Source organism: Neptunomonas qingdaonensis, from assembly GCF_900113275.1.
Classification (GTDB): Bacteria; Pseudomonadota; Gammaproteobacteria; order Pseudomonadales; family Balneatricaceae; genus Neptunomonas; species Neptunomonas qingdaonensis.
Genome location: NZ_FOOU01000003.1, coordinates 106,520 through 127,605 on the forward strand (window position 1 = coordinate 106,520; position 21,086 = coordinate 127,605).

A 21,086-nucleotide genomic window follows, 5' to 3' on the forward strand; every position below is an offset into this window, starting at 1 on the left:
TGGGCGGTTAATTTCAATGGTAGGCAGTGAAATAAAGATTTTCAGGACAGTAGCATGAAATTCAGTGAAAAATGGTTACGTGAACTGGTTAATCCAGCCATCAATACACAGGCGCTGGTCGATCAAATTACTATGGCAGGGCTGGAAGTCGACGATGTTGAGTCAGTCGCTCGTGACTTCTCCGGTGTTATCGTCGGTGAAATTCTCACCGCAGAACAGCATCCCGATGCGGATAAACTGCAGGTATGTACCGTTACTGATGGTAACGAGATTTATCAGGTTGTTTGTGGCGCGCCCAATGCGCGTGCAGGCTTGAAAACAGCCTATGCAACCGTCGGTGCATTGCTGCCAACACCAGAAGGTGGTGAGTTTAAGATTAAAAAAGCTAAGCTGCGTGGCGTTGAGTCCTTCGGCATGCTGTGTGCTGAAGACGAGCTGGGTATTTCTGAGGATCACGGCGGTATTATGGAGCTGGCGGCGGATGCGCCAGTCGGCACCTGCATACGTGATTATCTGAATTTAAACGATAAAGTTATTGATGTTGATCTGACGCCTAACCGTGGCGACTGCCTGAGTCTTAAAGGGCTTGCGCGTGAGGTAGGTGTGCTGAATAAGGCACCCGTTACTTTTGTTGATATACAGCCTGTCGCGCCAACCATCGATGATACCTTCTCCGTGACGTTGGAAGCTCCTGCGGCTTGTCCTCGTTATCTGGGGCGTGTGATTCGTAATGTAAACATGGCCGCAGCATCTCCGTTATGGATGGTGGAAAAGTTACGCCGTTCAGGTATACGTTCTATCGATCCTGTTGTGGATGTCACTAACTATGTTCTGCTTGAGTTAGGCCAGCCACTGCACGCGTTTGACCTTAATAAGCTAGCGGGCAGCATTCAGGTGCGTATGCCTGAAGCCGGCGAGAAGCTGACATTGCTTGATGGTAATGAAGTCGCATTAAACACCGATACACTGGTTATCGCTGATGACAACGGTCCGGTCGCTATGGCGGGAATCTTTGGTGGCGATAGCACGGGTGTAACGACGGAGTCGCAAGATATTTTCCTAGAATGTGCATTCTTTGATCAGATCGCTATTGCGGGTAAAGCGCGCGCATACGGGTTGCATACGGATGCATCGCATCGTTACGAGCGTGGCGTAGACTGGCAATTGCAGCATCAGGCAATTGAGCGGACGACTCAGTTACTGCTGGATATCGTGGGTGGTGATGCGGGTCCGGTTACTGAGGCGGTCAGCGAAGAATTTCTGCCTGAAGCACGCACAGTGACTTTACGTCATAGCAAGGTCAATGCGATGCTGGCCTTTGACATGCCTGCAGCTGAAATTGAAGAGATCTTAATCCGCTTAGGCATGCAGATAGAAAAAGCCGCCGATGCAAGTTGGACGGTTGCTATTCCATCATATCGTTTTGATATCAGTATCGAAGTTGATCTGATCGAAGAATTGGCTCGTGTTTACGGTTATAACAATCTGCCGGTTAAATTGCCGACATCGGCGCTGCCTTTTACGCCCAATGATGAATCGCAAGTTGGCATTCATGATCTGCGCCGAACCCTGATCTCTTTTGGCTATCAGGAAGCGATCACTTATAGCTTTATCGAATCTGGATTGCAGAAGCTCTTTGATGATCAGTATGAAGCACTGGCATTAGCGAATCCTATTTCTGCTGAAATGGCTGTGATGCGAACAACGATCTGGCCGGGCTTGGTAAAAGCACTGCAATATAACCAGAATCGTCAGCAATCGCGAGTGCGCTTATTTGAAACCGGGCAGCGTTTTCTGCCGATTAATGATGAGCTTGTTCAGGAAAATGTACTGGCTGGTTTGTTGTCAGGTGCCCGTGATCCTGAATCATGGACTGGCAAATCATCACCGGTCGATTTCTTCGACATAAAACGGGATATCGAAGCGATTCTTAACCTTGGCGGTGCCGGTGATCAATATCGCTTTGTGGCAGATAAGCATGTCGCTTTGCATCCGGGGCAGACGGCACGCATAGATCGGGCAGGAGAAGTGGTTGGTTTTGTCGGCGCATTGCATCCCTCGTTAATTAAAAAGCTGGATCTGAACGGCCCGGTTTTTCTGTTTGAGTTGAGCCTGGAAAGCTTGTTGCAGGGGCATGTGGCACGTTTTTCTGAATTGTCTAAATTCCCTGAATCCAGACGTGATTTGGCACTGATCGTTGATGAAGCAACTGCTTATGACACAGTACGCCAAATTACAGTCGAAAACGCAGGGGAATATCTGAAACAGGTAACGCTGTTTGATGTATACCAGGGCCAAGGTATTGAAGTGGGACGAAAAAGTCTGGCTTTGGGCTTGACCTGGCAGCATCCATCGCGCACTCTTAATGAAGAAGAAATTAATTCGGCTGTACAGTCTGTCGTTTCAGCACTGAATATCGGTGCAGGAGCAACATTAAGAGATTAAATAGCAAAGGTAAAGTTCATGAGTTCTTTAACAAAGGCAGACATGGCAGAACGTTTGTGTGATGAGCTAGGTCTTAACAAGCGCGAAGCCAAGGATATGGTGGAATCCTTTTTTGATGAAATACGTGAAAGCCTCGCAACCAACGAGCAGGTGAAGTTATCGGGTTTTGGTAACTTCGACCTGCGCGATAAACGCCAGCGTCCTGGCCGGAATCCAAAAACGGGTGATGAAGTCGCGATTTCAGCCCGTCGGGTTGTTACTTTTCGTCCAGGACAAAAACTTAAGGACCGTGTAGACGCCTATGCAGACACTAGGTCCGAACCAGCCTGATCTGCCTGCCATACCCAGCAAACGCTATTTCACCATAGGTGAAGTGGCTCTATTGTGTGACGTAAAAGCACATGTGCTGAGATACTGGGAGCAGGAGTTTGAGCAGATACACCCGGTAAAACGCAATAACCGGCGTTATTATCAACAGCAGGATATATTGCTCATACGCCAGATTAAAAGCTTACTGCATGAGCAGGGTTACACTATTAGCGGTGCCAAGCAATGGTTTGGTAGTCAGCAAGGCAATGATGAAAACCTTCGTTATCGGCAATTGCTAAGACAGACGATTACCGGCTTAGAAGATATTTTAAAAACTTTGAAATCCGGGCGTTAATAAAACTTCACAAAATCATTACCTTAGGGTAATATATCGCTCCTCTTTCAAGTAAAGAGTTAGTACTTTTGTCGGAATGTAGCGCAGCCTGGTAGCGCACTTCGCTGGGGGTGAAGGGGTCGTAGGTTCGAATCCTATCATTCCGACCAATATACTAACCGCTTTACTCATATCCTACGAAAACATCAAACATTGACGCTGTTGATCAGGTTTTGTTTTTTACGTTTCAATAACGTATCGGCACATTGATCTTCACTGTTCAAAATCACAATACACTCCAGACACTGTATACACTCGTTGTAATCAATCTCACCGTCGCGTTTTATCGCTTTGATTTCACAGCGGTGATGGCAGGTTTGGCAGGGAGTACCGCAGAAGGGGATACGTTTTAACCATTCAAAGCGTCTTAACGCGCCAATGATGGCTAATCCTGCGCCTAATGCACACAGGTAACGGCAGTAGAATTTGTGGATAAACATTCCGCCTACGAGTAGCGCAAGCGCATACAGCACAAATGGCCAGTGCCTGACAAAGACTAACGTGATGCTGGTTTTGAAGGGCTCCACTTCAGCCAGTCTTTCCGCCAGACTTAGCTCATAAAATGACACGGCTATTAATCCCAGCAGTATCGGGTATTTCAGGTAGATTAATTTTCTGTGCTTATTTTCAGCAATGCGAATTTGTTTTATTCCGAGTTTTTTTCCGCACCAGGATGCCATTTCCTGAAGTGCGCCAAACGGGCATAGCCAGCCGCAGAACAGCCCTCGTCCCCAGATAAACAGACTAACAAAAGTGACGATCCAGAGAATGAAAATAACCGGATCAAGCAGGAATATAGTGAGATCAAAACCGTCTTTTATGGCGTGTAGCAGAGTGAAAATATTAACAACGGATAGTTGCCCTTGAGCGTAATAGCCGGTGAATAACAGTGTAAACCATAGATAACCCCAGCGAAACTGATGCATACGTACCGCGTTACGACTGAGTTTATCTTGTTTAATAAAAACGGTTATCAGAATGATGAGTGATATCACTAAGGTGAGAATTTGCGGGATTCGGTCCAGCCAGATTCTTAACCAGAGCGGGGTGGCTGTTTGCTGCTTAACTTCGATGGCTGTCCAGTGTGACTTAGGGAGTTGGTAGTGATCTGTTAAGGCGAGTGAGTCGGTAATCAGATGGTTACGTGGTAGATTAATGTTCAGTTTTATCGCTGTTTCGCCCCCTAAATTAAAATTAGAGATACCTTTGATTCTGAAAATGGAGCTTTCTGAAAACTCAGGTGCATTTTTAGCGACTATGTTTTTTAGTTCCGCCGATGTATTTGTGTCTTTTATTTCAGTATTCAGGCCCCCTTGGCTCATTGATATACGCGAAGGTACCGTGCCTGGCATGAAGTCGTCTGAAATATGACGATATAGCCCATTGGAAGCAATCCAGATTAAATGATCGCCATCTGCCAGGTCCGCCATAAGGCTGGCATAGGCGGACTCTCCTAACAGGCTTATGCCGACATCGGGCGCATTTAGGTAAGCGTAATAGAGCTCAGTAAAAGAGTCAGGATCATCATTGCTATCAAACAGATGCTTATAATCTGAATATTTACGCCCAAGTGACGTAAAGGCTTCGTCGCTGGAGACTAACCACTGATGAACCAGTCCTGATGAGAGCAGTGCTGGCCAGTCCATTATTTCGACATCCTTTTCCAGCAGCGCTGATTGTGCAGGAAGGGAAAAGCCTTCCAGTTTGTCACGTGCTACCTGCAGTGCGGTGGACAGCACGACATCATTGACAATCAAAACTGAGATAGTCGCTTTGGTGACGCCGTCGAAAAAAACCGCCCCTGCAGAACCGCTACCTGCTTTGTTTTTTTGCGCGCTGGATATGATCACCTGCTGTTTGATCGAGTGTCCTGAGTATTGCGCGACAAATTGATCCAGTGCTTCATTGCCAAGTCCATGTAAAAACACGGGCTCGTGGTGCTCTATCACAATCACTTTACTGAAGGTTCCATCGGCTTGCAGGCCAATGAGAAGCCTGATTGGGCGGCCTGAGAATCCGGCAAGATCGTTGATCTCATCAGAGAGCCATGCATATCCCAGTAGCTGGTCTAATTGATATACCGGGTATACCGGAAGGTCTGTTTGCTTGTCGCCTATGCGAGTGTTTTTTGGGAAGAGGGCGGTGATGGGCAGCGTATCTTTATTCAGCGTACTTTGCTCGCCTGTGGAGGCGGCGGCTGTGCTTTGGTTATCAGTATGAGTGGCGGCATGCGTCAGTTGGACATACACGCTGAGTAACAGAGTAAGGAATACGCTTAATATTGTGATTAAGTTTTTGTCGACTGCTGATATATAAAACCGCATCTGCCCCAGCCTTCAGGATCAAGGTATGACAAGATAATGTGAGCCTTTATGCTGTCGTAAACAATGCGCTAAAAGGTGTGTTTTTATACATCTAAAGACGCAGTTCCTGCTGTGTTGCGTAATGCTTGCCACGCATCATATTGACTGAGAAAGACTTGGCCTGTCAGGTCATTAAGAAAATGACTGCGTTTTAATTTATCCATGACAGGACCTTTTACTTCGGAAAGGTGGAAGGTTACCCCGCTGTCTTTTAGGCGAGCATTGATGGCCTCAAGACTTTCTAAAGCTGAGGCGTCTATGAGATTGACGGCAGGGCACATCAGGATCAGGTGTTTTACGGCGGGGTTGAGCGAAACTAATGCATATATCCTGTCTTCCAGATAGCGTGCATTGGCGAAGTAAAGGCTTTCGTCGATACGTAAGGTTAACATATGTTTTTGCGTGTCGACTTTATGCCGATCTATATTCCGAAAATGCTCCGTTCCAGGGACTCTGCCGACCAGTGCGCTATGCGGTGTGCTGGTTCGATACAGATGAAGAAAAATGGAGAGGCCTACACCGGCAATAATGCCGATCTCTACGCCTTGAAGCAGCGTCATTATCAGGGTGACCAGCATCGCAGAAAAATCTTTCCGGGAATATATCCAGGTGCGTTTGAGTGCAGCGAGATCGACCAGTGATAAGACAGCAACGATAATGGTAGCGGCGAGCGTAGCCTTAGGCAGGAAAAAAATCAGGGGTGTTAAAAATAGTGTTACTAAAGCAATGCCCGCCGCTGTAAAAGCGCCTGCTGCCGGGGTTTCTGCCCCTGCTTCAAAGTTGACAACGGAGCGAGAAAAGCCGCCGGTAACGGGGAAGCCACCAGAGACAGAAGAGGCGATATTGGATGCACCAAGACCGATTAATTCCTGATCAGGTGAAATTCTCTGACGCCGTTTAGCGGCTAATGTTTGCGCAACCGATACCGACTCGACAAACCCCACGATGCTGATCAGCAAGGCCGAGATGAAGAGTTGTTGCCAGATCTCTGCATCAAACTGAGGGAGCGCCAGTGAAGGCAGGCCTTGCGGGATATCTCCAATTACCTTGACTCCCTGATTTTCTAAATCACCGATCCAGGTGGCTAGTATTGTGATTATAACGACCAGTACAGGGCCCGTTTTAGTGATAATGTCGGCAAGTCGTGCTTTAACTCCCATGCGCAACAGGATGGTTTTAAGGTATGTGCGGCTGCAGAATAGAAAGGTGATAGCGCTGATGCCAATGATAAGTGTGGGTATGTTGATATGTTCCGGTTGCTTGCTCAGTCCGAGCAGAATATCTAATAAATTGTGGCCGCTCACTTCTACGCCGAAGATATGTTTTAACTGGCTGGCGGCTATAATAATAGCGGAGGCGCTAATAAAACCGGATATGACTGGATGGCTGAGAAAATTTGCCAGCAATCCCAGTCGGAAAACTCCCATCAAGATCAGTATCACCCCAGAGATAAAGGCGAGTGTTATTGCAGCGAGTACATAGGCGTCTGTCCCTTGCTGAGCGATATTTCCAACGGCGGCGGCTGTCATTAATGACACGACGGCTACCGGCCCTACGGCCAGCGTGCGGCTGGTGCCAAAAACAGTATAAGCAATCAAAGGTAAAATGCTGGCATATAAGCCGACTTCTGCGGGTAAACCGGCCAGTAAAGCATAGGCCAGTGATTGCGGGATTAACATAATGGTTACGATCAGCGCGGCAATCAGGTCGCTGCTGAGCATGTTGCGATCGTAAATTTTCGCCCATTCCAGAATCGGCAAATAACGTTTCAGCATGCTGCTAGTCCTTGTGTCTGGGTGTTGTGTTCGCCGGGTCACTACAAAACACCGTTATTGATAATCCATAAATGCATTTCATTATAACCATATATTAATTTGGAATATGGTGTTTTCTGGCATTGGCTGCATTTTTTTGTGCGAGGAAAGGAGTAGGGAAGATTCTGATCGGGGTTATGATCTTATATAAAAAGGCCAGTTGTTTTGCAACTGGCCTTATTGTGTAGTTTTAATATGTGGTTTAATTAAGGATTGTGCTCAATGAGAGCGTCAATGTTTATGATTTTTCATATCCGGCATGTTTCGGCCGTAGAAAATCTCGTTCATTTCTTTGAAAAGACGCTCAGACACTTCTTCCGCTTCAGCTTCCGCTAAGTTATTACGTGTTGTACCAAATAGATACTGGTCCAGATCGTAGTCATTCAGCATCATTTTGGTATGAAAAATATTTTCCTGATAGACATTTACATCCAGCATCTGATATTGGTCACGGATATCCTGAGTGATGAAATTCTGGATAGAGTTGATGTCGTGGTCAATATAGTGCTTCACACCTTTAATGTCGCGGGTGAAGCCCCGTACACGGTAGTCAATGGTGACAATATCGGATTCCAGTTTGTGGATCAGATAGTTCAGCGCTTTTAGTGGCGAGATGATGCCACAGGTAGATACTTCAATATCAGCACGGAAGGTGCAAATACCATCATCGGGGTGACTTTCCGGATAAGTATGCACACAGATATGGCTCTTATCCAAATGAGCTACAACAGAGTCAGGTAGAAGCGGCCCGGGCTGCTCTGTTTTATCAACATATTCTGAGTCTTTAAGAGGCTCTTCTGCAACCAGGATGGTAACGCTGGCGCCTTGAGGTTCATAATCCTGGCGTGCAATATTGAGGATGTTAGCACCAATGATATCGCAAACCTCACTTAAAATTTCAGTGAGACGATCAGCATTGTATTGCTCGTCAATGTATTCAATATATTCGGCTTTCTGCTCTGCTGTCTGCGCATAGCAAACATCGTAGATGCAGAAACTCAGGCTTTTGGTTAGGTTGTTAAACCCTTGTAATGTGATTTTACCGTTCGATGACAACGTCGTAATTCTCCAACCGTTGCAGACCGCGTAAATAACGCATTGAATGAAATTCAACTCCGTAATAGGAGTGAAGGCGAACTGTATTTTATTCGAGCAGGGCCGAAAGACAAAGAATAATTTTCCCATTAGCGCAATCTTTGAATGAAATACATTGTTTTGGTTGATAAAAGACGAAAAATTTCTCTCTGGTTTAGTTGTTACATTTATTAACCTTAGATTGGCTTGAGTCAATGTTGAGCGGTTGTGAATCAGGTTATGCTAATTAAGTAAATATTTATCGGATGTATTGATACCTACATGGACACCCCGGGGTGTTCTGGTTTGCGGGGTATCGTTGTACGAATTTTTGAGGAAACGACATGCTGGAAGTTTTTACCTTATTAGCAAATTGGCTGGTTTATGACCTGTTGGGATTAAGTGCAGCGACTAAAATGGGTGATGCGCTACACTTCTTTATCGAAGACACCACTAAGATCTTTGCGCTTTTGATCGTGATGATCTATCTGATTGCTTTGCTGCGAGCCTCAATGAATATTGAATCGGTACGTGCCTGGCTGGTGGGAAAAAGCCGCTTTGTTGGTTATGTGATGGGTTCTCTTTTTGGCGCGGTCACTCCTTTTTGTTCTTGTTCCAGTATTCCCCTTTTTCTGGGGTTTACATCGGCGGGTATCCCTGTCGGAATCACCATGTCATTTTTACTGACTTCTCCGTTGATTAATGAAGTTGCCATCGTGTTGCTGGGTAGCTTGCTGGGTTGGAAATTTACCTTGATATATATTGCAGTCGGCATCTCTGTTGGTGTTTTTGGTGGTATTTTTCTGGATCTTATTAGGGCAGAAAAAATGCTGCAACCTTTTGCTGCGAAAGCTTACATTGAAGCCAAACAAGCAAGCGTTATGGGCGAACGCCGACGTTTAAATATGACTGAAAGGCATCAGTTTGCTAAAGATGAGCTGATCGATATTTTCAGCCGCGTCTGGAAGTGGGTTATTGTAGGTGTTGGTTTGGGAGCGGCGTTACATGGATTTGTACCGGAAGGCTGGTTTGAGCAGCACTTGGGTCAGGGGCAATGGTGGTCTGTGCCCGCTGCGGTTGGTTTAGGTATACCTCTGTATTCGAATGCCACCGGTGTTATCCCTGTGATGGAAAGCCTCATTAATAAAGGCTTGCCGGTCGGGACTACATTGGCATTTTGTATGAGCACGGTTGCTGCCAGTTTTCCTGAGTTTATTTTGTTAAAGCAGGTGATGCAGTGGAAACTGTTAGCTATTCTATTTTGCTTGTTGCTCTTTGCTTTCACGCTGGTAGGGTGGATTTTTAATGGTGTTGGGTTGTTTTTATTTTCAGCTTGATAGTATGTCGTTAGCCATGGCTTTTAAACACGGCTTTTATAAAGAGCGCTTATCAATATATTTTTCAACATAACCAGAGAGAATAGTCTCATGAAAACAATTAAAGTATTGGGTTCTGGCTGCAGTAAATGCGAAAAAACTGCAGAAATTATCACCCGTTTGGCGGCCGAGGCCGGTGTCGAGGTCGTTGTCATGAAAGAGACAGATCCTGCTGCTATGATGGGATATGGAGTGATGAGTACCCCCGCTGTTGTTATCGATGAGCAACTGGTGCACTCCGGGTCTATCCCGCATCGGGCAGAGGTTGAAGCCTGGTTAGCGAAGGCATAATGAAGTATAAAAGCGAGCGTAATAATCAGCACTAAGGGTGTTAAAATGGCGATTAAAGTAGGCATCAATGGTTTTGGGCGTATCGGGCGTTTGGCGTTACGTGCTTCATGGGCATGGCCTGAGATTGAGTTTGTGCACATTAATGATCCGGGGGGGGATGTCGAAACGCTTGCTCATCTGTTGAATTTTGATTCGGTGCACGGGCGTTGGCAGCATGAAGCACGGGCGGAAGGCTATCGTATCCTTGTGGGTGATAAGTCGTTAAACGTGAGCCATAACAAAGCGATTGCGGATACGGATTGGTCGGGTTGCGATATCGTCATCGAAGCTTCTGGAAAGATGAAAACCAAAGCGGTGTTGCAGGCCTATTTAGACCAAGGCGTGAAACGTGTGGTGGTGAGTGCGCCGGTCAAAGAGGAAGGGGTACTTAATGTAGTATTGGGTGTGAATGATCAACTTTATGATCCTGAACTGCATCGTATTGTAACGGCGGCTTCTTGTACGACAAACTGTTTGGCTCCCGTTGTGAAGGTTATTCATGAAAATCTAAAAATCCGTCATGGCTCGATGACGACAATTCATGATGTGACCAATACACAAACGATTCTGGATGCGCCGCATAAAGATTTACGCAGAGCGCGTGCCTGCGGGATGAGTCTGATTCCGACAACTACTGGCTCGGCGACGGCAATAACGCATATTTTTCCTGAGTTAACCGGACGTTTGAACGGCCATGCGGTTCGCGTACCACTTGCCAATGCTTCTCTCACCGATTGTGTCTTTGAAGTTGAGACACCAACAACCGAAGCTCAGGTTAACCAACTGTTTAAAGCGGCGGCTGAAGGCTCACTAAAAGGGATTCTCGGCTATGAAGAGCGTCCGTTAGTCTCTATTGATTATAAGACAGATCCGCGTTCAGGCATTATCGACGCTTTATCCACGATGGTGGTGAATGGCACACAGGTAAAAGTATATATCTGGTATGACAACGAATGGGGCTATGCGAACCGTACGGCTGAATTGGTTAAAAAGGTAGGATTGCTCGACCAGAAGTAATCTTCCTGCCAGATTATTTTAAAAGCAGCTATTTTAAAGGCCCTTATCTCAAAAACTATTCTGTAGAAGTGTCTATTGATGTTCGCAACGCTTTCTTCTGATGTCAGGCAGTACCTGCTGATAACAACTAACTATTGGGCTTTCACGCTAACCGATGGTGCGCTACGCATGCTGGTGGTGCTCCACTTTCATGCGCTGGGTTATTCACCTTTAGATATCGCGCTGCTGTTTATCTTTTATGAGATTTTCGGCGTAGTGACTAATTTACTCGGTGGCTGGCTGGGTGCGCGACTTGGTTTAAACCGCACCATGAATATAGGTTTGGTGTTACAGGTGGTTGCGTTAGCCATGCTTGCCGTGCCTGCTGTCTGGTTGACTGTCCCCTGGGTAATGGCCGCCCAGGCATTATCAGGCATCGCTAAAGATCTGAACAAGATGAGTGCCAAGAGCGCTATTAAATTGCTGGTGCCGGCAGACGCTCAGGGCAAACTGTATCAATGGGTAGCGTTGCTGACCGGCTCTAAAAATACACTGAAAGGTGTGGGTTTCTTTCTTGGCGGGGTGTTGCTGACATTGTTCGGTTTTACCCAATCAGTGCTGATAATGGCGGTTGGTTTACTGTTTATCTGGATCGTTTCGGTTTTCACCCTTAAGAAAGCGTTAGGAAAAACGGCGGGTAAGCCAAAATTCAGAGAACTATTTTCTAAAAGCAGGGCGGTGAATATTTTATCTGCGGCGCGCTTGTTTCTCTTTGCTGCCCGGGATGTATGGTTTGTGGTGGCGATTCCGGTATTTCTCGGAGAAGTGTTGGGATGGGATCACTGGACCGTTGGTAGCTTTATGGCCTGTTGGGTGATTGGCTATGGTGTTATCCAGTCATTGGCACCTTATGTGACGGGTAAGCGATCGGGTGTGGTGCCGGATGGTAAAACGGCTGTTGCTTGGTTATTTCCGTTATTAATGATACCCGCAATCATGGCTATTCTTCTTAGCACTAGCATGGGTTTATCGTTAACCAGTGAGTGGTTCCAAATCGGCTTGATTGGCGGGTTGATGCTGTTCGGGGCTTTTTTTGCTGTGAACTCCTCATTGCACAGCTATCTGATTGTCAGTTATGCCAAAGTAAATGGCGTCTCGTTGGATGTGGGTTTTTATTACATGGCGAATGCGATGGGGCGGCTTCTGGGTACGTTGCTCTCGGGTGCGCTGTACCAACTTTATGGTCTTGAAGCGTGTTTGTGGATCTCTTCGTTTTTCCTTTTTGTAGCGTGGCTCATTTCATTTAAATTACCTCAAACAATTTAATTTCATGTTCGTTTCAGCTTGTTATGTCACGATAGCTTTCGCTGTCTTGTAATAGAAAACAAATATTTGTTTAAAAAAGTGTAAGGTTGCGGTGTTTCAGTCGACTATATCTAATAATAGCTTACGTCTAACGAAGGATTTTTAAATGCATGACATGTTGCCACACCTGATTCAGACAGATTTTCCCTCCATACAGCGGACTCAATTAGATACGCTACAGGCCAATTTGGGTTATCGCTGCAATCAATCTTGTCTCCATTGTCATGTGGCGGCTAGTCCAAAACGCACCGAAGAGATGGATTGGGCAACGATGCAGTTGATGTTGGATTTTATTGAAAAATTTGGCATCACTACGCTCGATCTGACAGGGGGGGCGCCTGAAATGAATCAGCATTTTAAGCGCTTGGTTATTGCCGCCCGAAAACTGGGGGTAAAGGTAATTGATCGCTGTAATCTTACGATTCTCTGTGAGCCCGGTTATGAAGATTTCGCAGAGTTCCTGGCTGAACACGACGTAGAGGTCGTTGCGTCACTGCCTTGCTACCTTGAAGATAATGTCGATGCTCAACGCGGAGACGGTGTTTTTCAGGCGAGTATTGATGGGCTGAAACAACTCAATCAGCTGGGGTACGCACAGGACGGGAGCGGCAAGGTACTTAATCTCGTTTATAACCCTCCGGGGCCCGTCTTACCTCCAGAGCAGCAGGCGTTAGAAACTAATTACAAATATGAATTAAATGCGCGTTATGGCGTGCAGTTTTCTAACCTGTTTACCTTGGCGAATATGCCGATTCAACGTTTTGGTAGTACCTTGATTTCTAAAAAAACCTTTATTCCTTATATGGAGCTACTGCGGAATTCTTTTAATGCCGCGACACTGGATAGCTTGATGTGTCGCTCGCTGATTTCAGTTGACTGGCAAGGTTATGTGCATGATTGCGATTTTAATCAGCAACTGAAAATGCCGTTAGGCAGTAGCCGTGCCCCTGTTCATCTGGAGAGCTTGCTCGAGGACGGCCTGCCCGAAAGTGCCATACGTATTGGTGATCACTGTTATGGTTGTACTGCTGGTCAGGGGTCAAGCTGCGGCGGTGCATTGAACGCTTAAGCAGACTTTTACGCGCCTGGACTAAAAGAATACATAGTCACTCCTACAGCAAGTCTCGAACGGCTTGTGAATGGTGAGTTTTCCACGGCTTCAAATAATTATTATCGGGAGTAACCGATGAAGCGCCTATTCGTTATATTTTTAATTCTTATTGCGTTGCTGATTACCTGGCAGGCCGGTGGTTTTTCGCTCTTGACGCTGGAAAACCTTAAATCACAGCAAGCGGCTTTAATATCATGGCGCGATCTGCACCCTGTCGGTGCTAGTGTCGCTTTTTTTGTGTTTTATGTACTGGTGACGGCGCTGTCGATTCCCGGCGCGGTGATCATGACATTAGCCGGTGGGGCACTTTTTGGCTTGTTATGGGGCGGTATTCTGATCTCGTTTGCTTCAACCTTAGGCGCTACCCTGGCAATGTTGGCGTCGCGTTATCTGATCAGTGATTGGGTACGCCGTAAATTCGGCTCCTCTATCGCACCGATAGATGCTGGTGTTGAAAAGGACGGTTCTTTCTATCTGTTTACTTTGCGTCTGATACCTATTTTCCCTTTCTTTATGATCAATTTGTTAATGGGGCTTACACGTATGCCTGCCAAAACATTCTGGTGGGTGAGTCAGTTAGGGATGCTGGCGGGGACTTTAGTCTTCGTTAACGCGGGGACGCAGTTGGCTAAAATTGATTCATTGTCGGGTATTTTATCCTTCGAGATTATTGGTGCATTTGCGCTACTCGGAGTTTTTCCCCTGATTGCCCGAAAAATCGTAGAAACGGTAAAGGCCCGTAAGGTATATAAAGGCTGGAATAAACCGAAAAAATTTGACACTAACCTGATTGTGATTGGTGCCGGTAGTGGTGGTTTGGTGAGTGCCTATATTGCTGCTGCGGTGAAAGCCAAGGTTACCTTGATCGAAAAACATCAGATGGGTGGCGATTGTCTGAATACCGGATGTGTGCCGTCCAAAGCATTAATTCGCTCGGCGCGACAAGCCTACGAGATGCGACAGGCAGGCCAGTTTGGTATTAAGGCGGTTGAACCCGACGTCGACTTTCCCGGAGTAATGGCGCGTATCAAAAATGTGATTCAACAGATCGAACCACATGACTCGGTCGAACGTTATACCAAGCTGGGTGTGGATGTTATTCAGGGTACGGCCAACATTGTTTCTCCATGGGAAGTGTCAGTCACCAAGGAAAATGGGGAGCAGCAAACCTTATCTGCTAAGTCTGTCATTATAGCCACGGGTGCGCGCCCACGTGTTCCCAATATTCCAGGGTTGGATCAGGTGGATTATCTGACATCTGACAGTTTGTGGGAGCTGAACGAGTTGCCGAAACGTTTTGTTGTATTAGGCGGCGGGCCTATCGGCTGTGAGTTATCTCAGGCGTTTGCAAGGCTAGGAAGTGAGGTGAGTATTGTGCAGCGACCCGCTCACTTGATGCCACGAGAAGACCAGGAAGCGCAAGCGCTGGTAGAACAGCAATTTACAGAGGAAGGCATCGCGCTTCATCTGTCGAGTACGGCAAAAGAAGTGATCGTACGTGAAGGACAGGCTTATCTGCTGATAGAGCAGGCAGGGGAAGTGGTAGAGCTGCCATTTGATAAGTTACTGTTAGCGTTAGGACGGGAAGCCAATGTCAGTGGTTTCGGGCTTGAAAAATTAGGCATTGAAAGCAGAAAAAATGGAACACTGGAGTGTAACGGTTTTATGCAGACGCGCTTTCCAAATGTTTACGTATGCGGTGATGTTACCGGACCTTTTCAGTTTACGCATGTAGCAGCGCATCAGGCGTGGTTTGCGGCGGTCAATGCGCTGTTTAGTGGGGTTAAACGCTTTAAGGCAGACTATCGGGTTATTCCGTGGGTAACCTTTACCGACCCTGAAGTGGCACGTGTGGGTGTGAGTGAGAGTGAAGCAAAGGCGCAAGGTTTAGACTATGAAGTAACGCGTTATGGGATTGATGATCTTGATCGAGCTATTGCGGATGGCGATGATCATGGCTTTGTTAAGATTATTACGCTCGCAGGAAAAGATAAAATCCTCGGTGTGACTATTGTCGGTAAGCACAGCGCTGAATTGCTGGCTGAATTTGTGTTGGCGATGAAATACGGACTTGGCTTAAATAAACTACTCGGCACGATTCATACTTACCCGACTTTTTCGGAAGCGAATAAGTATGCCGCCGGGGAGTGGAAACGGGCACATGTATCGCCAAAAGTGATGCTGTGGCTGGAACGATTTCATACATGGCGCAGGAGTTAAACGTGCAAGAAGAGGCAACCTTCAGGCTGGTCTTTTTTCTGAGTGCTTTTTTGATATGTGCCGGGATTGAATGGTTTCGTCCTAAGCGTGCCTGGCGAGAGTCTCGTCTGACACGCTGGGGGATAAATTTGGGCATTATTCTGATGAATACGCTCATCGTACGCTTGACGGTAGGCGCTATTGCCGTGAGCGCCGCTGTTTGGGCTCAGCAACAGCCGTTGGGGCTTTTTCATTGGTTGCAGATGCCGCTGGTTATCTCTGCTGTGTTGGGCTTTTTAATACTGGATATGGCTATTTGGGGGCAGCACTGGGTAACCCACAAGTTGCCAGTGCTGTGGCGTCTGCATCAGGTACATCACACGGATCTAGATCTGGATGTGACCTCGGCTTTGCGCTTTCATCCGGTAGAAATCCTTTTATCTTTGCTCTACAAAGCCGTCATCATTGTCGTCTTTGGCATTGATCCTGCGGTCGTTATCGTGTTTGAAGTTGTACTCAATGCTTCAGCCATTTTTACGCATGCCAATATCCGCTTACCCTCGGGAATAGATAAAACCCTTCGGTGGGTTATCTGTACTCCCGATATGCATCGAATCCATCATTCTGTCTATCAGCAAGAAACAGACAGTAATTATGGTTTTTTTCTGTCGGTGTGGGATCGTCTGTTTTCAACCTATACGCTTGAGCCTAAGGATAATCATCTACAGATGCAATTAGGCTTGTCTGAGTATCGACAGCAAGCGGCCTTAGGTTTTGTTGCATTGCTTAAGTTGCCTTTGCAAAGGCTTCGATCTTCTCGTCAGGTGCCTTGATGTCAGCATCACCCACCCCCGTTGTCTCTATCATTATTCCAACGCTGGATGAGGCACGTATTATTGTCGCTAAGTTGCAGGCGCTGCAATACTTACGGCCCCAATGTGAACTGATTATCGTAGATGGTGGGAGTCGGGATGCGAGTATGGAGCTGGCTCGGGGCTGGGTGGATAAGCTTGTGGAATCGCCTGCCGGCCGGGCAAAACAGATGAATGCCGGAGTGCAGGCTTCGTCGGCTGAGTTGTTACTGTTTTTGCATCTGGATACTGACGTACCCGCTAACCTGATGGAGTTATTACCTATTCAGCGTGATGTTTATGACTATTGGGGCCGGTTTGATGTGACGATTGATGGCCAGCACAGGATGTTGCCGATTGTCGCATTTTTTATGAATATGCGTTCTCGCATTACCGGTATTGCCACCGGTGATCAGGGGATATTTGTTAGCCGCTCACTGTTTAATAAAGTCGGTGGTTTCCCCGATCAGCCACTGATGGAAGATATTGAAATTTCCCGGCGCCTTTTAAGCGAAGTACGTCCGGTCTGTATCAGGCAAAAAGTCGTCACATCAGGGCGACGCTGGGAGCAAAAAGGGGCGATCCGAACCATCGTCTTAATGTGGTCACTCAGGTGGGCATATTGGTGTGGTGAGGCGCCTGACAAGCTCGCAGAGCGCTATGGTTATCGTGTCGGGAAAAATAATAAATGAGTACGGCTTTAATTATTTTTGCTAAAGCTCCGGTTGCGGGGGTGGCTAAAACGCGTTTAATACCTGCACTGGGAGCCGAAGGTGCAGCAAAATTACATGCACTGTTGTTGGAACATACTATCCGGCGTGCAGTAGCGTCAGCCTGTTTTCCTATCTATCTGTTCACGCCTGAGAATAACGCACATCCCTTTATCGATCATTTGCTTATCAGTTACCCTTTAATTCATCGGGTGCAAAAAGGCGTGGATCTGGGTGAGCGTATGCAAAATGCACTGCTCAGTGTGCTGAGGGAAAACCAAAGCGGCGCGCTATTGATAGGGAGCGATTGTCCGGCAATAGATGCGGATATTTTACAACGCTGTTGTTTGTCGCTTGAAAGTCACGATGCGGTTTTTATACCGGCCGAAGATGGTGGATATACCCTGGTGGGCCTGCCGTTTTATGATTCTACTCTTTCGGTTGGAGCCTCAGTTGAAGACTCAGCTGGAGTCTCATTCAGTGATATTTTTGACAATATTGAATGGGGCAGCGATAGGGTGATGCAGCAGACGCGCTCGCAGCTAAAAGCGCTTTCCTTTCGCTGGCATGAGCCGTTCACTTTATGGGATGTTGACCGTCCTGAAGATCTGGTGAGGCTCTGTCAGCAGTTTCCATACCTGTGTGGCGGTTTATCGCAATGCGCTGACAAGTCTTAAACACACTTATTTATCTAAACCCTTACTTTCTGCCTTATCAGTTCGCCTTCTGGCAAATACGCAACTGGCCGGTGCGCTTTTGGATAGAGCAGGAGCGTTTGGATATAAAATAAAATATATCACTGCAAAATAATCAAAGTTACACTATAAAATAATGAAAGTTACACTGTTCTGAGTAAACCCTCATTTATTTTAAAGTGCTTATATATGGATATAAAGATACAGTACATTGGATTTTTTCACCTGACACATCGCATGAAGTTACTCCTCGTAACCTGCTTATTATGTGTTTCTTATAGTGCCGGCTCATCTACGCACGTGGTCAATGACACTGAGTTTAAATCTCTTATTGAGCATGTTTCGCCGTTCCCTGTATTACACCAGAAAAAAGCGATAAGAATAGCGATTGTTTATCCCGGTTTTCAGGTCTCGGATTATTGGCAACGGAGTCTCAGTGCGCTGAGGGGGCGACTGGATGATCTGGGCATAGACTACACGCTGGATATTCGCTTCACTAAGCCTCATGTTGAGCAGGATCGTCAGGAAGTTCAAATTATGGAGTTGCTTGAGCGCGATCCGGATTATCTGGTCTACACCATTAACTCTATTCGTCAGCAGCGGATGGTTGAGGCTTTGCTTCAGCGAGCAAAGCCTAAGATTATTATTCAGAACCTGACACGCCCCATTGTCGATTGGTACGATGTGCAGCCCTTGATCTATATAGGTTTTGATCATGCCGAGGGTGCTAAAAAATTAGCGGAGTATTTCAAACAACGTTTTCCAGAAGATTCTGAGTACGGTATTGTTTTTTGGGGTAAGGGGGTAGTTAGTGATGAGCGCGGTTTGACATTTGAGCGTGAAATAGGAAGCTACCATCAATTGAAGATTAGTTATTTTACTGAAGAAAGTAGAGCGAAGGCCAAATTGTCGGTGCTCGCAATGCTGAAGAAGTACCCTAATCTTAAATATATTTATGCCAGTGCTACGGATATTGCTTTCGGTGCGCTGGACGCACTCAACGAGCTTGGCCGGTCTGATGTGGCTATCAATGGCTGGGGAGGCGGCTTGGCTGAGCTGGATGCGTTTAAGGAGGGATTGCTGGATGTTGTGTTAATGAGAGTGAATGATCAAAGTGGTATAGCGATGGCAGAAGCCATTCGCCTGGATATGCTCGGAAAATCTGTGCCCAAGGTGTTTTCGGGTGATTTTCGTTTGCTGACAAAGGACATGGAAGAGAGTCTGATCGAGCGCTACATCAAGGAGGCTTTCGTTTATTCCGGGGGCAAACGTTAATGGTTTTGCGCTTCCGTACTCTGACGTTCTTGCTGTTTTTAATGATGCTGTCTGGCTTCCTTTCTGTTTTTGCTTTGAATGCTTACCACTCTACTAATCAGATCTTAAAAAATGAGACATTAGCCTCACTGTCCCAGAGCGCAGCGGCCATACGCTACGAGTTAAATACTCATTTGCAATTAATTGATCAAGAGTTAAATAGTCTGGTGACATCTCATGAACTGCAGCAAGAGATGGAGCAGCATGCTGAGGTTACATTGCGACAGTTGATCATGGGAAATGAGCATTCTACATCAATGCATCGATACCAGTTTATTGTATTAAGCTCGCTGGATAATAGTCAGTGCTATCTGATTAAAAGTCGTTTGATTAACATAGGTTCGCAGATATGCCAGCAGGTATACAACGCATACTCTGAAGCAGCCAGTCAGGGGTGGAACGCTTTTCGTAACGGTGGGCAAGTACTGTTGGCTAAAGACTACTTGGTGACCAACGCTGAACAAAAAGTCATCGGACGTATGATCGGCGGCATAAAACTATCAGGTAACTCTTTGCTGTTGAATCAACTGGTGAACCGTGCAGTGGTTGATCTAAGCAGTGCGCAGCTGATGTTTTCAGGTGTAGCCATTTCTGAATACCTTTCACCAAAGCCGGCGCCTATAGAAGAATCTACTACCTGGTTAGACGATAATGAGCTTGAAAAATATACCGATAACCTGAATGTATATGGCGATGGTTTGGTGATAGAGCTATCCGCTTCAGCGCTGAGTATTAACTCATTGGCGAAACAGTTCATGAAACTATTGGTGAGTGGGGCATTAATTGGCTTATTAGTCAGTGCTGCTGTGGCTGCTTTTTTGTCTGCGGCACTTGATAAACAACTTCAAAAACTGATGTTGTATATTCGGGACCTTGTTGAAAATGGTAAAGGTTTAGGCTGGCAGCAGGGTGCCATTCAGGAGTTTAACCATATCGGCGAAGAGATAGACCTTATTGTTAATGAATTGTTTGCACGTCGCTTTGAGTTAAAAGGTAGTCATGTGAAATTGGAACGGACTCTGCAAGAAAAACGCGCCATTCTGCATCAATTGATGAGGAGCCAGGAGCAGGAAAGGAGTCATCTTGCTCAGGAGCTTCATGATGAGTTGGGGCAGTTGTTGACAGCGGTAAGAGTTGAAACAGTATTGCTCGAGCACAAAATTCCTTTGGAGAGTACGGCATTAGAACATAGTGCAAAAATCAAGCAGTTGGTGTCTGATATGTATGCCACTGTTTATGATCGTATTATGTCGCTAAGGCCAGTTGAGCTGGATGATTTAGGGTTGAACCAATCCATACAACAGATCCCTACGTTGAGCAGTTTGCGCCAAATGGGTGTTGCAGTGGCACTGGCCATTGATGAAGTGAATATGCCTCAGGGAACGGATATTCATCTGTATCGCATAGTGCAGGAAGCGTTAACTAATATTATGAAGCATTCTTTAGCCACCGAGGTATCCGTCTCATTGTATGCGGATGAAGAGGCGATAGTGCTCAGCATCATAGATAATGGACAAGGGCTGGATGCTTCTGAAGATAGTGCTCCCGGGCATAAGGGTTATGGGCTGCTCGGTATCAAAGAACGCTGTGAATACATAGGGGCGAAACTGACGATTACATCAGGAGATGATGGGGTCAATTTGCGGGTTGTATTGCCATTCGTTGCGGATGAATAGTTTAGGGTAAGCTAACGACGCCTGGTTGTTTTTTGATCTGTGGCAAGGCTGTTAGGTCGTATAT

General features: G+C 46.3%; 17 protein-coding genes and 1 tRNA gene. 15 read left to right on the top strand and 3 right to left on the bottom strand.

Annotated features, from left to right (window positions below):
* Positions 1-54 precede the first annotated feature (54 nt).
* From pheT to BM099_RS05510, 4 genes are all read left to right on the top strand, one after another.
* A complete protein-coding gene (pheT, locus tag BM099_RS05495; protein WP_090725532.1) occupies positions 55-2,445 on the top strand; it encodes a phenylalanine--tRNA ligase subunit beta in 2,391 nt (796 codons plus the stop codon).
* On the top strand, positions 2,446-2,775 hold the full coding sequence (ihfA, locus tag BM099_RS05500) for an integration host factor subunit alpha (RefSeq protein ID WP_332311442.1): 330 nt from the start codon (positions 2,446-2,448) through the stop codon (positions 2,773-2,775). It begins immediately after the preceding gene.
* A complete protein-coding gene (locus BM099_RS05505; RefSeq protein ID WP_090725537.1) occupies positions 2,747-3,109 on the top strand; it encodes a MerR family transcriptional regulator in 363 nt (120 codons plus the stop codon). Before ihfA ends, BM099_RS05505 begins: the two co-directional genes overlap by 29 nt.
* 72 nt (positions 3,110-3,181) lie before the next feature.
* A tRNA-Pro gene (locus BM099_RS05510) sits at positions 3,182-3,258 on the top strand.
* Positions 3,259-3,294: 36 nt separating this feature from the next.
* Here the strand turns inward: BM099_RS05510 and BM099_RS05515 are convergent.
* From BM099_RS05515 to speD, 3 genes are all read right to left on the bottom strand, one after another.
* Positions 3,295-5,472 carry a 4Fe-4S binding protein gene (locus tag BM099_RS05515; RefSeq protein WP_090725540.1) on the bottom strand — a complete coding sequence of 726 codons (2,178 nt, stop codon included), beginning with the start codon at positions 5,470-5,472 and terminating at the stop codon, positions 3,295-3,297.
* An 83-nt stretch (positions 5,473-5,555) separates the two neighbouring features.
* Complete coding sequence (locus BM099_RS05520; protein WP_090725541.1) at positions 5,556-7,286, bottom strand: SulP family inorganic anion transporter; 1,731 nt, start codon at positions 7,284-7,286, stop codon at positions 5,556-5,558.
* Between the two features lie 270 nt (positions 7,287-7,556).
* Positions 7,557-8,381: an adenosylmethionine decarboxylase gene (gene speD, locus BM099_RS05525; RefSeq protein WP_232348841.1), complete on the bottom strand. Its 825-nt coding sequence runs from the start codon at positions 8,379-8,381 to the stop codon at positions 7,557-7,559.
* Positions 8,382-8,743: 362 nt separating this feature from the next.
* Between speD and BM099_RS05530 the strand changes: the two genes are divergently transcribed.
* The 11 genes from BM099_RS05530 (at position 8,744) to BM099_RS05580 (ending at position 21,022) form a co-directional block, all read left to right on the top strand.
* Positions 8,744-9,736, top strand: a complete 993-nt coding sequence (locus BM099_RS05530; RefSeq protein WP_090725546.1) for a permease — start codon at positions 8,744-8,746, stop codon at positions 9,734-9,736.
* A gap of 90 nt (positions 9,737-9,826) precedes the next feature.
* Positions 9,827-10,066, top strand: a complete 240-nt coding sequence (locus BM099_RS05535) for a thioredoxin family protein (RefSeq protein WP_090725549.1) — start codon at positions 9,827-9,829, stop codon at positions 10,064-10,066.
* A gap of 45 nt (positions 10,067-10,111) precedes the next feature.
* On the top strand, positions 10,112-11,122 hold the full coding sequence (locus BM099_RS05540; RefSeq protein ID WP_090725551.1) for an ArsJ-associated glyceraldehyde-3-phosphate dehydrogenase: 1,011 nt from the start codon (positions 10,112-10,114) through the stop codon (positions 11,120-11,122).
* 78 nt (positions 11,123-11,200) lie between these two features.
* A complete protein-coding gene (gene arsJ / locus BM099_RS05545; protein ID WP_090725554.1) occupies positions 11,201-12,427 on the top strand; it encodes an organoarsenical effux MFS transporter ArsJ in 1,227 nt (408 codons plus the stop codon).
* A 145-nt stretch (positions 12,428-12,572) separates the two neighbouring features.
* Positions 12,573-13,535, top strand: coding sequence for an arsenosugar biosynthesis radical SAM (seleno)protein ArsS (arsS, locus tag BM099_RS05550; RefSeq protein WP_090725557.1), 963 nt, complete (start codon positions 12,573-12,575; stop codon positions 13,533-13,535).
* 117 nt (positions 13,536-13,652) lie between these two features.
* Positions 13,653-15,797 carry an FAD-dependent oxidoreductase gene (locus tag BM099_RS05555; RefSeq protein WP_090725560.1) on the top strand — a complete coding sequence of 715 codons (2,145 nt, stop codon included), beginning with the start codon at positions 13,653-13,655 and terminating at the stop codon, positions 15,795-15,797.
* 2 nt (positions 15,798-15,799) lie between these two features.
* Complete coding sequence (locus BM099_RS05560) at positions 15,800-16,609, top strand: sterol desaturase family protein (protein WP_198064044.1); 810 nt, start codon at positions 15,800-15,802, stop codon at positions 16,607-16,609.
* A complete protein-coding gene (locus tag BM099_RS05565) occupies positions 16,609-17,319 on the top strand; it encodes a TIGR04283 family arsenosugar biosynthesis glycosyltransferase (RefSeq protein WP_090725565.1) in 711 nt (236 codons plus the stop codon). The genes BM099_RS05560 and BM099_RS05565 overlap by 1 nt, the downstream gene beginning before the upstream one ends.
* A complete protein-coding gene (locus BM099_RS05570; RefSeq protein ID WP_090725568.1) occupies positions 17,316-18,014 on the top strand; it encodes a TIGR04282 family arsenosugar biosynthesis glycosyltransferase in 699 nt (232 codons plus the stop codon). The genes BM099_RS05565 and BM099_RS05570 overlap by 4 nt, the downstream gene beginning before the upstream one ends.
* A 207-nt stretch (positions 18,015-18,221) precedes the next feature.
* The gene (locus tag BM099_RS05575; protein WP_090725570.1) at positions 18,222-19,307 is read left to right on the top strand and encodes a substrate-binding domain-containing protein; all 1,086 of its coding nucleotides are present in this window, start codon (positions 18,222-18,224) and stop codon (positions 19,305-19,307) included.
* Complete coding sequence (locus BM099_RS05580; RefSeq protein ID WP_090725573.1) at positions 19,307-21,022, top strand: sensor histidine kinase; 1,716 nt, start codon at positions 19,307-19,309, stop codon at positions 21,020-21,022. The genes BM099_RS05575 and BM099_RS05580 overlap by 1 nt, the downstream gene beginning before the upstream one ends.
* Positions 21,023-21,086: the final 64 nt, after the last annotated feature.